This is a genomic window from Nocardia araoensis NBRC 100135, from assembly GCF_000308435.1.
GTDB lineage: Bacteria > Actinomycetota > Actinomycetes > Mycobacteriales > Mycobacteriaceae > Nocardia > Nocardia araoensis.
The window spans coordinates 1-14,408 of sequence record NZ_BAFR01000053.1; the positions used below are offsets into that span (position 1 = coordinate 1).

Genomic DNA, 14,408 nt, shown 5'->3' on the forward strand with positions numbered 1-14,408 from the left:
GGCCGCGCGGGCGCTGCCGCCGGACGCCGCGGGGCTGCTGCCCGCGCTGGTCGTCGGTGACACCTCGGCGTTGCCCGAACAGGTGCGGGAGGATTTCAAGATCGCTGGGCTGCAACATCTGACGGTGGTCAGCGGTGCGAACTTCACCATCTTGCTCTCGGTGGTGTTGTTCGCCGTCCGCCTGCTGACGCTCGGCCCGCGCGGCGCGACGGCCGTCGCCGCCGCGGCGCTGCTCATGTTCGTCGTCGTCGCGCGGCCGGATCCGAGCGTGCTGCGCGCCGGTGCGATGGGTGCGATCACCCTCTTGGCCGTGCTCACCGGCCGTCGTAAACAGGCGTTGCCCGCGTTGTGTGCCGCGATCGTCGTGCTGCTCGCCCTGTGGCCCGGACTCGCCGTCAACGCGGGGTTCGCGCTATCGGTCGTCGCGACAGGCGGTCTGATCCTGCTGGCGCCGAGCTGGGCCGACTGGTTGCGTGCCAGGGGCTGGTGGCGGGTGCCCGCCGAGATCGTGGCCGTGTCCGCCGGGGCGTTCGTGGTCACGACGCCGCTCACGATCGCGCTCACCGGACGGCTCAGCCTGATCGCGGTGCTCGCGAACGTGCTGGTCGCCCCGGTCATCGCGCCGATCACCGTGGCGGGGGCGGGTGGTGCGGTGCTGTCGATCCTGTGGTCACCCCTGGCTGACTCGGTGCTGCGCTGCGCCGCGCCGCCGCTGTGGTGGTTGCTGTGGGTGGCCCGCCACGCGGCTGCGCTGCCCGGCGCGTCGGTCGCGGTCCCGGGTGGCCTGACAGGCGGATTGCTCGCGAGTGCCGTCGTGGTGGGCATGATCGCGGCGTTGCGCGCCCGCGCCGCCCGGCGTATCGCCGCCACGGTCGTGGTCGGCGTCGCGGTGGTGCTGGTCCCGGTGCGGCTCTGGCATCCCGGCTGGCCGCCGACCGGCTGGGTCCTCGCGGCATGCGACGTTGGTCAAGGTGACGGCCTCGCGCTGTCGGTCGGTCCCGGCGCCGCCGTCGTCATCGATGTCGGTCCGGATCCGCGACCGATCCGTACCTGCCTGGATCGGTTGCGGATCTCGCGCGTCCCCTTGCTGATCCTCACTCATCCGCACGCGGACCACATCGACGGGCTCACCGGCGCGCTGCACGAACGAGCTGTCGACGCGATCGCCGTCGGGATTCACGAGCTCGACGGGCTCGCACCCCCTGCGCCACCTGGAGACGGTCGGTCGATTCTCGACGACGGGTGCGTTTCCGTGCCGACCGTTGCCCCGGCCGCCCGAACGCACGGGTTCACCGGTATCGCGAAAGGCCATGCGAGAGACAGCCGACTTTCTCTGCTCGGGTGGCGAGGTGCCCGAAGTCGTGCACCGGACGGTGCCGATCGCCCCGGTGGCATGCAGCGACCTACTCGAAATGATTGTCGGCCGGACGGATACGAAAGCGTCCGTCCACCGAGTGACGCGCTTGCCCCCGCCTCGGGTCTGACGCGGGTCGCGGCCATCGCCAGGAGCGCGGGAGTGCCGCTGCTGGAATTGTCGGCCGGACACGTTCTGAGTTTCGGGTCGATAGAACTCGAGGTGCTCGCGCCGGGTAAGAGTAGCCCGCGGCCGGTGCGGGGCGCGGAAACCGACGACGCCAACGACCGTTCGGTGGTCGTCACCGCTCGCACACCCGCAGGCAGGATTCTGCTCACCGGGGACATCGAGGCATCCGCGCAGCGGTCGCTGATGCATGCCGGGATTCCCATCCAGGCGGAGATCCTCAAACTTCCGCACCACGGATCACGCACCACCACAAAGGAATTCATCGATGCGGTGCGCCCGCGCCTGGTGCTGGTCAGCGTCGGTGCGGACAACACCTTCGGGCATCCCGCCCCCGCCGTCCTCGCGGACCTGTCCGTCCTCGGTGCGACGGTGGCCCGGACGGACCGGCAGGGCGACATCGTGGTCTCCAGCAGCGGCGGCCACCTGCGCGTGACGACTGCGCGATGACCGGCGGACATCGCAGGGTTCACGTTGCGCTCTGCACACCAGCGCCGCTCGGCAGCGGCTCGATGGCAGCAGCCCTGTCGTGGGTCGCTCTGGTCGCCCGGCCGCGCCCTCGGCGGTTCATGTCGTGTGCCGCGACTACCCAGCCCGGCCGGGCTGAGGTGTCGGTCCTGGACCGTAGGATCGGCCTGTGGACGAGCGCGGCGAATGGAGCAAGGCGGCAGGGCCATCGAGCACGACGCCCTCCGGCGATGAGGAGGCGTCGTCGTGAGCGAGCGGCCCGCGCCCCTGCACTTGGTGCTCGGAGAAGAAGAACTGCTGATCGAGCGGGCGCTGAGCGCGCTCACCGCGCAGGTCCGGGCGTTGGCTCCGGATCCGGACGCGGTGCCGGTCGATCGCTTGCGCGCCGGGGACGCGAGCACCGCGGAGCTGGCCGAACTGCTGAGCCCGTCGTTGTTCGCCGAGGATCGGGTGATCATCCTCGAGGCGGCGGCAGAGGCGGGTAAAGACGCGGTCGCGGTGATCACCGAGGCGGCGCAGAGCCCGCCCGAAGGCGTGGTCCTCGTGGTGCTGCACTCCGGTGGTGGACGCGCCAAGGCGCTCGCGCCCACGTTGCAGAAGGCCGGGGCCGTCACCCACGACTGCGCCAAACTGACCAAGGCCGCCGAGCGTGTCGAGTTCGTCCGCGGTGAGTTCCGCGACGCCGGAGTGCGGGTGTCCGGCGAGGTCGTCCAAGTGGTGCTCGAGGCGGTGGGCTCGGACCTGCGTGAGCTGGCGGCGGCATGCGGGCAGCTGGCCGCGGACACCGGAGGGAAGATCGATGTCGCGGCCGTGCGCCGCTACTACTCGGGCAAGGCCGAGGTCTCCGGGTTCGACGTGGCCGAGCTCGCGGTGGCGGGGGATCGTCCCGGTGCGATGGAGGCCCTGCGCTGGGCGAACGACCGCGGCGTTCCGCACGTCCTGCTCGCCGACGCCCTCGCCGACTCGGTGCACACCATCGCGCGGGTCGGCTCGGCCGGGCGCGGTGATCCGTTCAAGCTGGCCCAGCAACTCGGAATGCCGCCGTGGAAGGTGAAGAAGGCGCAAGCCCAGGCTCGCAACTGGACTCCCGCGACCATCGGCTCCGCCCTCCATGTCGTCGCGGCCCTCAACGCCGACGTGAAAGGCGGCGCCGCGGATTCGGGCTACGCACTGGAACACGCCCTGACCCGGATCCTCGATCTGCACGGCGCGGGCTGATCGAGGCCCGTTTCCGCCGCGCCGCAGGAGCACTCGCAGCTGTGCGCGAACGAACGCCGACCGACCCGCCGTCGTGGCCACGTGAGGGCAAGAGATCAGAGGCACCGCCCTCGATCAGCGACACCGAGTGATCAGCGCGTTGGTCCGAATACTCGGCTTCTTCTCGCGCCCGAATGGGCCGCCGGACTCGCCGCACGTGATTTCGACGTCCCGCCGGTGAGCACCATCCTGGCACCGGGCAGCGCCGTGGTGAGCAGGCTGCCGATGCTGGCGGGCAGGACACCGTTCAGCAATGTGGCGGTGCGGGTTCCGCACTCGCACCGCCACACCGCAATCGACGCTCAGACGCGCCCTTCGATCTTCAGGTCGCCGAAGGTGACGCTCTGGGTCATCGGGCGGTTCAGGAACTCGTGGGGGAAGCCGAGATCCACGGCGCTGGCCTGCTCGAGCCGGGCGAGCTGAGTCTCGTCGAACTCCACGTCGAGCGCGCCGAGGTTGTCCTCCAATTGCGCCGCCGTGCGCGCGCCGATGATCGGTGAAGTGACCCCGGGCTCGCGCAGTGTCCAGGCCAGCGCGACCTGCGAGGGCGTTTTCCCGATTTCCGCCGCGACCTGCGTCACGACATCGGCGATGGCGAGGCCGCGTTCGGTGAGCGAGCCGTTGGCGGCGGCCACGTTCTTGCGGCTGCCTTCGGGCGAGCCGTCCACCTGGTGGTCGAGGTCGGCGCGGCTGTACTTGCCGGTGAGCACGCCGCTGGCCAGCGGTGACCACGGGATCACGCCGAGGCCCAGTTCGCGCGCCATCGGAATGAGGTCGCGCTCGACGGTCCGCTCGATCAGGCTGTATTCGATCTGCAGCGCGATCAGCGGTGACCAGCCGCGCAGGTCCGCGATGGTCTGCATCCGCGCGATCTGCCAGGCCGGCGCGTCGGAGATGCCGACGTAGAGCACTTTGCCCGAGCGCACCAGATCGTCCATACCGCGCAGGATCTCCTCGACGGGGGTCAGGAAGTCCCAGGCGTGCAGGTAGAGCAGGTCGATGTAGTCGGTGTTCAGCCTGCGCAAGCTGGCCTCGACCGAACCGACCATGCTCTTGCGGTGATTGCCACCGGAATTCGGGTCACCCGGACGGCGCAGCATGGTGTATTTGGTGGCCAGCACCAGACTTTCGCGGTTGCCCGCGGTGAATTCGCCGAGCAGTTGCTCGGAGGTGCCGTTGGTGTACTGGTTGGCCGTATCGATGAAGTTGCCGCCTCGCTCGACATAGGTGTCGAAGATCTTGCGGGCCTCGTCCCGGTCCGCGCCCCAGCCCCAATCGGCGCCGAAGGTCATGGTTCCCAGGGACAGGGGCGACACCCGAAGGCCAGAGCGGCCGAGCAGCCGATAGGTGTCGAGGGTTCGAGCTCCGGACATGTCCAGCTCCTTGTGTTTCGCGATGCCTTGTTGCCGGAAGACAGTCTTCAGCGCCGGGCGAGCGCCGGTAAGGGAAGCTTCATCCTGGGAAGGCCAGTCCTAGGCAGCCGTAGGATCGACGGTGATGACTGGCACCGTGAACCCCACACAGCGCCGCGACCTCGGGTCCGGCAGCGGCAGCCCACGTGACCAGGCCGGGCCGGGGAGCGGCGTGGAGTCGGCCCCGCGTCGCGCCCTCAGGTCCGGCAGCCCGCGTGACCACGGCACGCTGGGGAACGGCGCCAACTCGACCGGCGACAATCCCGGTGGCGGCAGTTCGCGCGGCCGTGCGAGGGCAGGCGGCGGCGCGGATCGCGTGCAGGAGATGGCCGCCTTCCTGCGGGCCCGCCGGGAGCGGCTGACTCCGGACGATCTCGGCTTGCCGCAGCGCAGACAGGCGCGCCGGACCCCGGGGCTGCGCCGGGAAGAAGTGGCCGAACTGGCCGGCGTGAGCACCGACTACATCGTGCGGCTGGAGCAGGGGCGGGGTCTGCGGCCGTCGGTGGAGGTGCTGAACGCGCTGGCGCGGGCCTTGTGCCTGAACGACGACGAGCGCGCCTACCTGTTCGATCTGGCGCGACAGCGGCAGCCGGACAGCGGCAAACCGAGCACGGTGCCCGCGCCCGCGCTGGCCATGCTGGTGCGTGATCTGTCCCCACTGCCCGCGATGCTGGTCAACCACCGCTACGACATCCTGGCCTGGAATCGGGAGATGGCGGCGTTGATCACGGACTTCGGCGCGCTGCCGCAGCGGCAGCGGAACTCCATGTGGCTGTGTCTGCTCGACCCGGGCATGCGGGATTTCTATGTCGAGCGGGAACGCATCATCCGTGAGGGCATCGCGGATCTGCGCGCGGCGTGGGCCGCGCATCCGGACGACCAGGCACTGGCCGACCTGATCGCCGAGTTCACCGCGTACAGCGCGGAGTTCGAGCAGGCATGGGCCCGCCACGACGTGCGGGTGCAGGGCCGGGGGAACAAGCCGCTGCGGCATCCGGTGGTGGGTCCGCTGGTCGTCAGCTACGAGGTACTCATGCCCGTGCAGGATCCCGACCAGCGGATCATCATCTACCGCGCCGCGGACGCGGAGTCCCAGACGGCGCTCGACCGGCTCACCGCCGAACTGGACACACCGTGACCGGACGCTACTCCGTGGAACTCAGCACGAGTTCGCCGTCGTCGTCCGCGTCCTCGTAGCGGCCTTCCCAGTCCTCGTAGGCGGGCACGTCCTCGTCCCGCGTGACGATCCACTCCAGTGAGTAACCGCCGTCGTCGTCGGGAACCAGCACATTCTCGATCTTCAGTCCGAATCCGAGCACCTCGGCCGCGCGGATCACGTCCGGCAGATCCTCGGCGCGAACGACCGTCTGATTGGCATACACGGTTACCATGCGCGGAATGGTAGCTGGAACCTCTGACATGGCGCGGGCCGAATCTCGAAACACCAGCTGAACGGCTTTGGGAACCACGGTTGCTGTCCGGGCACGACAAAAGCCGCCGTGGTCATCGAGGCCACGACGGCTGCGTCACACCACGAGCGCGGTACCGGCGCGCGGTACCGGGTGAATCAGAGCTTGTTGAAGGCCAGCGCGAGGGCCGACTTCTTATTGGCGGCCTGGTTGGCGTGGATGACGCCCTTCGAGGCGGCCTTGTCCAGCTTCCGGCTGGCGAACTGCAGGCGCGTGGCGGCGGCTTCCTTGTCACCGGCGGCCGCGGCCTCGCGGAAGCTGCGGATGGCGGTGCGCAGCGCGGACTTGACCGACTGGTTGCGCTTGCGCGCTTCCTCGTTGGTGCGGATCCGCTTCAGCTGGGACTTGATGTTGGCCACGCCGGTTCCTCGTGTTCCTGTCTGGTAGGTCTGTCCTGGGAAAGTTCGTCGAGCGCGCGACATACCCGAGGAGAACGGGTAACGCAGCGCCGAAGGTCGAGGGTACCAGTCACCGTTCGGCAGGCGAAATCCGACACCGGACCGGTCCGGTCGGCGCCGGCGGCGGGCCCGGCGCAGGCGGCCGGGTCTTCCCGGTGATCGGCGACATCCACCCCGATCCGGCAGCCGGGATGGGCGCGACGGCCGCCCGGGCAATCGCGCGCCCGCGTCGAGGCGTCGACCGGCGCGTTGCGGGACTCACGGCCCGACCGGCAACAACGCGGCCATCTTTCTTCCGGGGCAGGCCGTCGCGACGCCGCTGAAGTGCATCTTCTCGGGCGGCGACCCGACCGGCTCAGAAGTCGTTGTAGAGCGAACCCGACTCGCGTAGCGTCCTCCTAGCAACCGTTGCTTTCGAGCGGCTGGCGTTGTCGAAGCGGTACCACGACTCGTCCGAGTACATGTCTGGAACGCGGAAGGTGGACAGATGTCTCCAACGGCCCAGGAAGTAGTCGAAGAGGTTGTCGAGGACAAACCGGTCCCCGAGAGCAAGAAATGGGGCGCCGAGGCGTTCGGCACCTTCGTCCTGGTGATCGGCGGTGTCGGCACCGCGGTGCTGGCGGGAGACAAGGTGGGTCCGCTCGGCATCGCGCTGGGCTTCGGGCTGTCGCTGCTGTTCCTCGTCTACTCGATCGGGCCGATCTCGGGCTGCCACGTCAATCCGGCGGTGACCGTGGGACATCTGTTGCTCGGCCGGCTCAGCGGCGTGTCCGCGGCGGGGTATGTGATCTCCCAGTTGATCGGCGGGCTGCTCGCCGGTCTGGTGTTGTTCGCGCTGGCCAAGAACCTGCCGTCGTACGACCGTTCGGTCGACGGTCTCGGCGCCAACGGGTGGGGCAAGCACAGTCCGTCGGCGATCCGGGGGCCGCTCGGGGAGGTGGTGGTGCAGAACGGGTTCGGGATCGCCGCCATGATCATCGTCGAGGTGATGCTCACGGCGCTGCTGGTCTTCGTGGTGCTGTCCTCCACCGATCAGCTCTCCGATGTGCCGCTGGCCGGTCTGTCCATCGGCATGACGCTGGCGGTGATCCACCTGGTGTCGATTCCGGTGGACAACACCTCGGTCAACCCGGCCCGCAGCATCGCCGTGGCGCCCTACCAGGACGGCGCGATGGGGCAGCTCTGGGCGTTCATCGTGTTCCCGCTGATCGGCGGCGCACTCGGCGCGCTGCTGTACGGACTGCTGTTCGGCCGTTCCCGCGAGATGATCTCCTGACGGAAGCGTCGGGGCCGCGCGGATCAGCTCGCGGTGCGCTCGTGCGGCCCTGTGCACACCGACGTGACCAACGCCGGGATCGGGAACAACAGCAGGAAGAGATTCGGCACCCACCACAGCGGACTGAAATCACCGCGCAGCGTCCAGAACGCGATGGCTTGCAGGCCCGCGACGCTGGTCAGCGTCAGCGAGACGGTCATCAGGGTGCGCCAGCCGGGCGAGCGGCACAGACTGGCCAAGCCGGTGGCGCTCGCGGCCAGGTCCAGCACGACGAACGAGTAGTTCCAGTCGCTGAGGATCGGGTCGGTGTAGTCCTTGTACGCCCATTCGGGCGGAATCACCCGGGCGAACGCGATCGTCCAGTAGACGAGGAAACCGACGTCGGTGATCAGCATGGCGATCTTGGTGGGACCGAGCACGCGCGACATGGTCTGCCTCAGTGCCAGGCGTATTCGGCGCAGAGCCGGTGGGCGACCAGATCGAAGGTTTTGCGGGGCAGGATCGCGCCCTCGCGACGGATCCCCGCCTCCGGCACATCGAGCACCCGATCGAGGCGCACCCAGCTCGGGCGGTTGTCGTGGTCCCAAGGCCCGCTGCCGATGCCGATCCAATTGCGGTCGTACGCGCGTTCCGGATTCGACGACAGCATCAGGCCGAGCAGCGTGCGGCGGTCCCGGCCCACCACCAGCACCGGGCGGTCCTTGCCGTTGCTCGGATCCTCTTCGAACGGCACCCAGGTCCACACGATCTCCCCGGGATCGGCACGGCCGTCCAGTTGCGGCGAGTAGACGATCTGCCGCGCCCGCTCGGCGGTCGGGACCGGCGTCGACGCTGCAGGCCGCACCGCGACGCCGGTGGCCGTGCGCCGCTGGGCCAGCGACCCCACCAGCCGGTCGACCAGCCCGGGACCCTGCTGCTTGACGATCTTGGGCCCCTGTTGCTTAGCGATGAGACCGATCTGCTTGCCGAGGGAGTTCCAACTTCGGGCCATCTCAGGAGGATAACGGCGCACCCGCCGCTTCTCACCCGGGTGGGATCCGTTGTGTCGCCGGGGCCATTCGTTCGCAAGGAGGCTATGAGGGGGCCGTGAACACGCAGCGCCGAAGGCGCTGCAAAAACCGGCAGAGCATCATGGGACGATAGACGGCAGTTTGCCGATACCCATGAGGAGTGGAGTGCCCGCCAGCTTCGCCGACACGACGTTCACCGATCCCGCCCGGATCCGGAACTTCTGCATCATCGCGCACATCGACCACGGCAAGTCGACGCTGGCCGACCGGATGCTGCAACTGACCGGTGTGGTCGAGGAGCGGCAGATGCGTGCGCAGTATCTGGACCGGATGGATATCGAGCGCGAACGCGGCATCACCATCAAGGCCCAGAACGTGCGGCTGCCCTGGACGCCCCGGACCGGGGAGCACGCGGGCACCGATTTCGTGCTGCACCTCATCGACACGCCCGGCCACGTCGACTTCACCTACGAGGTATCGCGCGCCCTGGAGGCGTGCGAGGGCGCGATCCTGCTGGTCGACGCCGCGCAGGGCATCGAGGCGCAGACGCTGGCCAACCTGTACCTGGCGCTGGACAAGGATCTGACGATCATCCCGGTGCTGAACAAGATCGACCTGCCCGCCGCGGACCCGGAGCGCTACGCCGCCGAACTGGCGCACATCGTCGGCTGTAAGCCCTCGGACGTGCTGCGCGTGTCCGGCAAGACCGGCGAGGGGGTGGCCGATCTGCTGGACCAGGTGATCGCCCAGGTGCCGCCGCCGGTCGGCGAGGCGGACGCGCCCGCTCGCGCGATGATCTTCGACTCGGTCTACGACACCTACCGCGGCGTGGTCACCTACGTCCGCGTGGTGGACGGCAAGCTGACCCCGCGCGAGAAGATCAAGATGATGTCCACCGGCGCCACGCACGAGCTGCTGGAGATCGGCATCGTGTCGCCGGAGCCGAAACCGACCCAGGGGCTGGGCGTCGGCGAGGTCGGCTACCTGATCACCGGCGTGAAGGACGTGCGCCAATCCAAGGTCGGCGACACGGTGACCGGCGCGCGCGGCGGCGCGAGCGAACCGCTCACCGGATATCGCGAGCCGCGCCCGATGGTGTACTCCGGCCTGTATCCGGTGGACGGCTCCGACTACCCGGACCTGCGCGACGCGTTGGAGAAATTGCAGCTCAACGACGCCGCCCTGACCTACACGCCGGAGACCTCGGTGGCGTTGGGCTTCGGCTTCCGCTGCGGCTTCCTCGGCCTGCTGCACATGGAGATCACGCGCGAACGCCTGCAGCGCGAGTTCGACCTCGACCTGATCTCGACCGCCCCGAACGTGGTCTACCGGGTGGAGATGGAGGACGGCGCCGAGCACGTCGTCACCAATCCCTCGTACTGGCCGGAGGGCAAGGTCGGCAAGGTCTACGAGCCGGTGGTGAAGTGCACCATCATCGCGCCGAGCGAGTTCATCGGCTCGATCATGGAGCTGTGCCAGTCCCGCCGCGGCGAGCTCGGCGGCATGGACTACCTGTCGGAGACCCGCGTCGAGCTGCGCTACACCATGCCGATGGCGGAGATCATCTTCGACTTCTTCGACTCGCTGAAGTCGCGCACCCGCGGTTACGCGAGCCTCGACTACGAGGAGGCGGGCGAGCAGGAGTCGCAGCTGGTGAAGGTGGACATCCTGTTGCAGGGCGAGGCGGTGGACGCGTTCAGCGCGATCGTGCACCGCGATGCCGCCCAGGCCTACGGCCACAAGATGACCACCAAACTGCGCGAGCTGATTCCCCGCCAGCAGTTCGAGGTGCCCATCCAGGCCGCGATCGGGTCCAAGATCATCGCCCGCGAGAACATCCGCGCCATCCGCAAGGACGTGCTGGCCAAGTGCTACGGCGGTGACATCAGCCGTAAGCGCAAGCTGCTGGAGAAGCAGAAGGAAGGCAAGAAGCGGATGAAGACGATCGGCCGCGTCGACGTCCCGCAGGAAGCCTTCGTGGCCGCGCTGTCCTCCGACGCCGCTTCGGACAAGCCGAAGGACAAGAAGTAGTCCGCTAGCCCCCCGCGCGCAGCCGTACCCGCAGGCGGGCGCCGCCCAACGGACTCGCGTCGAGTTCGGCTGTGCCGGAGTGTAATTCGGCTTGCTGGCGGACCAAGGCCAAGCCGAGGCCGGAGCCGGGGGAGCCGGGGCCTTTGACGAAGCGGTCGAAGGCGTCGCCGCGCAGCGCCTCGGGGACGCCGCGACCGTCGTCGTCCACGCAGATCTCCACACTGTTCTCCGGGCCGGATCGTGCGCTGACGGTGACGGTCCCGGCTTTGCCGTGCTGCACTGCGTTGGCGACGGCATTCGTGACGATGAGCATGACGCCGCCGGGCAGGCCGGTCACCGTGATCGGTGTGCATTCGGCGAGTTCCACCCGCACCCCGGGATGCCTGCGCCGCGCGTCGTGCACCGCCCGGTCCAGGGCCTCGCAGAGGTCGAACGGCTCGAAGACGTCCGGTTCGGTGAGTTCGCCGACGGCGAGGCGTTCCAGATCGGTCAGCGTGTTCTCGATCTGCCGCTCGGCGAAGAGCACCTCGGACAGGATCGCGCCGCGCTGCTGTTCCGGAATCTCCTTGGTCGCCAGCACTTGCAGGTCGGTGCGCAGTGCCGTGAGCGGTGTGCGCAGCTCGTGCGCGCAGACCGCGGCGAAATCCCGTGCGCCGGTCAGCGCCCGCTGCGTGGCGCGGTGGGCGGCTTCCAGCCGCGTGAGCATACGGGTGATCGCGTCGGAGAGTTCCTCGGCTTCCCGCGCGCCGCGGCCGGACAGCGGCGGCAGTTCCTCCAACGTGTCGATGCGGTGGGTGGCGTCGGCGAGCCGACGCAGCGGGCGTGCGGCGAATCCGGCCAGGAACCAGCCGAGCAGGGCGGCCAGCAACGCGCCCGCCACACCGATGCCGAGCCCGATGCGCTGGCTGCGGTGAATCGCCGCCTCCACGACGTCGCGGTCGGGATCGAGCGCGACCAGTACGCCGGGCAGTCCGTCGACGCGGGCGATCGCCGCGTCGGCGGGCACCGCTGGCCTGCGCGCGTCCGCGGGCGCCTGCTCGCCGGGAGACAGCGTGGCCGCGGACGGTGGGACGGGTTGCGCGGGAGCGGCTTCGCGCGGCCCGGCGACCCGCACCGCCATCGACGAGACGGTCTCGTCGAGCTGACGTTCACCGGTGGCGCCGAGCAGGGTGGCGAAGGTGATCGTCAAGGTGAGCGCGACCAGTGCCGCGACCACCCCCGACACGACCGCTACCCGGGTGCGCAGCGACGGCGATCCGCTCATGGTTCCTCCCGGAGGACGAAGCCGACGCCGCGCACGGTGTGGATCACCCGTGGCACGCCGCCCGCCTCCAGCTTGCGCCGCAGATAGGAGACGAACACGTCGACGACGTTGGTGTCGGTGGGGAAGTCGTATCCCCACACGGCGGACAGGATCTGCTCGCGGTCGAGCACGATCCCCATGTGCTCGGCGAGCAGGGCGAGTACCTCGAATTCCCGCTTCGTCAGCTCGACCGGCCTGCCCGCGGCCAGCACCCGGCGCCCGGCGGGGTCGATCCGCACCTGCCCGACCGTGCGCGCCTGGTCCTTGCGGTCCACCGGTGTGCGCCTGCGCCGCAGCAGCGCGTTCAACCGGGCGACCAGCTCGCCGAGATCGAACGGCTTGGTGAGGTAGTCGTCGGCTCCGCGCTCCAGGCAGGCGATCCGATCGCTGACCGCGGTACGCGCGCTGAGCACGCAGATCGGAATGTCGTCGCCCATCGCACGCAGCGCGGTGACCACACCGACGCCGTCGAGTTCGGGCAGGTTGACGTCGAGCACCATCGCGTCGGGCGTGGCGGCGCGCACCATGCTCAGCGCCTCGGCGCCGTCGGACGCGGTGACGACCTCGAAATCGGAGAGCTCCAGTCCCCGCCGCAACGACGCGAGGACGCGAACCTCGTCGTCCACGACCAAGATTCGATGTCCGGCCATGGGGTCAATCTAATCTCACAGTCCGAGATCGCGGCGGTAGCCGCTGGGCGCGATGCACGGGACGGAAAAGTGAGGTGTTGGCCACGGCGGGAACCGGTTGCGAACGATCCCGCCGGTGCGCTGCGGCCAGGTGTGCCGGGGATCGCCGATATGCGTGCGCGTCGCCGGCCGCATGGGCCGCCAGTCGTCCGGTTAATGCCCTCCCGACCCGGTCGCCTCGAGGTTCCTGCCGCCGAACGGCTGGTTTGTCGAATTCGGTGACGCGGAGCGGACCTTCGGCACTCTCCCGGCAACTCTTACAGTTCCATCGGTTTTTCCGCGCGCGTTCGCCGCCGCGCTCACGATCCTTTCGATCAAGCCAGGTAGCGGTGCCTATCGGAGGCTGTGAGCGGTCCGTAAGGCCGGCGGAAATGGGGCTTCCGATCCGGTAATTCGGATGGCAGGGTTGTGTTGCCCACCACAGTCGTATTCTCTACAGTCCTGGAGAATGTGACAGGCGAGTATTCCCGAAATACTGTTGGGTGATCTTCACTTGGTCGGACCGGCGTGGTGAGTGAGGATGCTGGACAACCGAGAGTGGAGCTTTTATGACGCGGGATCTGCCCTTCGACGACGACACCGAAGGGGCCGAGCGCGCGGGTGACACCGCCTACCGTGTGGCCACCGGCGTTGCGCGGGTCGCGCGGGCGGGCGCTTATGTCACCGGAGGCGCGCTGGTGGCCGCCAATGGCGGCGGCGTCCCCGCACAGCCCGGCGAATCCCGTCTCGACAGCTGGCACACCGGCTGGGCGCACAGCACCGATCCCGATCCCGATCAGCCGAGCCCGGTGGTCACCTTCCCCGACCCGGTCGTCGAGCCCGCGCCGTTCTCCTCGCACGGCTCGAATGTTCCGGTGGCGCACGGCAACCCGGCACCCGGGTTCACCCTGCCCGGCGCCGGTGCCGGGCCGGCGGGATCGCTGCCCACGCTCGGCGGCGAATACAGCGGTACCGACGCGGGCATGCCGCTGCCGACGCTGCCCGGCGATTCGGGCGCGCACGGAATGCAACTGCCGACGCTGCCCGGCGAGTCCGGCGCGCACGGGACCCAACTGCCCGGCCACTCCGGAGGCGGCGTCCCCGGGCTCGGTGGCATCCCCGGTGCGGAAGGGGAGGCCGGGAGCGGTCTGTCCATCCCGGGGACCGAGGGACACGCGTCCCACGGTTTCTCGCTGCCCGGCGTCCGGTCCGACGCCGCGAACGATCTCGATGCGCCCGGCGGGCACGGGTTCGGCCTGCCCGGCCACGGACTCGGTCAAGCCGGGCACGGGTTCGGCCTGCCCGGCGCGAACGGCTTCGTCGCGCCCGGATCCACCGTCTTCGACCTGCCCGGCAACAGCGGCGCCGGAGCGGCGCACGCGGCGGGCGATCCGTTCGACGGTGTCGGTCAGGGCGGCGATCTCGGGATGTTCGTCGGCACTCAGTGGTCGGTCGACTTCGGAGTCGGCCCGAACGGGATCTACTTCACCTCCGAGATGAAGGTCGACGCCGCCGTCGGGCACGTCGGCGACCAGCTCGACGAATTCACCGACTGGCTGGCCGACGGCATCCGTGT

Annotated in this window: 12 protein-coding genes and 1 pseudogene; 6 read left to right on the top strand and 7 right to left on the bottom strand. The window is 69.3% G+C overall.

The genetic code is table 11. The annotated features are described in order from the left end of the window. Positions 1-1,990, top strand: a 1,990-nt coding sequence (locus ON21_RS36805; RefSeq protein WP_157170750.1) for a ComEC/Rec2 family competence protein, incomplete at its 5' end; no start/stop codon positions are given. Positions 1,991-2,254: 264 nt separating this feature from the next. After that, positions 2,255-3,226 (top strand): DNA polymerase III subunit delta, encoded by a 972-nt coding sequence (holA, locus tag ON21_RS07430; protein WP_039796704.1) that lies wholly within the window; start codon positions 2,255-2,257, stop codon positions 3,224-3,226. 341 nt (positions 3,227-3,567) lie between these two features. Here holA and ON21_RS07435 read toward each other — a convergent pair whose 3' ends face one another. Next, positions 3,568-4,638 (bottom strand): aldo/keto reductase, encoded by a 1,071-nt coding sequence (locus ON21_RS07435; protein ID WP_039796706.1) that lies wholly within the window; start codon positions 4,636-4,638, stop codon positions 3,568-3,570. A 124-nt stretch (positions 4,639-4,762) separates the two neighbouring features. Here ON21_RS07435 and ON21_RS07440 point away from each other — a divergent pair, with 124 nt between their 5' ends. Continuing rightward, positions 4,763-5,815, top strand: coding sequence for a helix-turn-helix transcriptional regulator (locus ON21_RS07440; protein ID WP_245562499.1), 1,053 nt, complete (start codon positions 4,763-4,765; stop codon positions 5,813-5,815). A 7-nt stretch (positions 5,816-5,822) separates the two neighbouring features. Here ON21_RS07440 and ON21_RS07445 read toward each other — a convergent pair whose 3' ends face one another. Beyond that, positions 5,823-6,068, bottom strand: a complete 246-nt coding sequence (locus tag ON21_RS07445) for a hypothetical protein (protein WP_039796708.1) — start codon at positions 6,066-6,068, stop codon at positions 5,823-5,825. A 176-nt stretch (positions 6,069-6,244) separates the two neighbouring features. Further along, entirely contained in the window at positions 6,245-6,505 is a 261-nt protein-coding gene (rpsT, locus tag ON21_RS07450) for a 30S ribosomal protein S20 (RefSeq protein ID WP_039796710.1), read from the bottom strand. 526 nt (positions 6,506-7,031) lie between these two features. Here rpsT and ON21_RS07455 point away from each other — a divergent pair. Next, a complete protein-coding gene (locus tag ON21_RS07455) occupies positions 7,032-7,820 on the top strand; it encodes an aquaporin (protein WP_039796711.1) in 789 nt (262 codons plus the stop codon). Between the two features lie 23 nt (positions 7,821-7,843). Here ON21_RS07455 and ON21_RS07460 read toward each other — a convergent pair whose 3' ends face one another. Beyond that, a complete protein-coding gene (locus ON21_RS07460; protein WP_083880457.1) occupies positions 7,844-8,239 on the bottom strand; it encodes a DUF5360 family protein in 396 nt (131 codons plus the stop codon). 17 nt (positions 8,240-8,256) lie between these two features. Continuing rightward, entirely contained in the window at positions 8,257-8,811 is a 555-nt protein-coding gene (locus tag ON21_RS07465) for a type II toxin-antitoxin system PemK/MazF family toxin (RefSeq protein WP_039796715.1), read from the bottom strand. Between the two features lie 172 nt (positions 8,812-8,983). Between ON21_RS07465 and lepA the strand changes: the two genes are divergently transcribed. Then, positions 8,984-10,861 (top strand): translation elongation factor 4, encoded by a 1,878-nt coding sequence (lepA, locus tag ON21_RS07470; protein ID WP_039796717.1) that lies wholly within the window; start codon positions 8,984-8,986, stop codon positions 10,859-10,861. Positions 10,862-10,865: 4 nt separating this feature from the next. Here lepA and ON21_RS07475 read toward each other — a convergent pair whose 3' ends face one another. Together ON21_RS07475 and ON21_RS07480 are read right to left on the bottom strand one after the other, a co-directional pair. Then, positions 10,866-12,125: a sensor histidine kinase gene (locus ON21_RS07475; protein WP_039796720.1), complete on the bottom strand. Its 1,260-nt coding sequence runs from the start codon at positions 12,123-12,125 to the stop codon at positions 10,866-10,868. Next, positions 12,122-12,814 (bottom strand): response regulator transcription factor, encoded by a 693-nt coding sequence (locus ON21_RS07480; protein WP_039796722.1) that lies wholly within the window; start codon positions 12,812-12,814, stop codon positions 12,122-12,124. Before ON21_RS07480 ends, ON21_RS07475 begins: the two co-directional genes overlap by 4 nt. 587 nt (positions 12,815-13,401) lie before the next feature. Here ON21_RS07480 and ON21_RS39415 point away from each other — a divergent pair. After that, positions 13,402-14,408, top strand: a pseudogene (locus tag ON21_RS39415) (hypothetical protein); the annotation flags it as partial.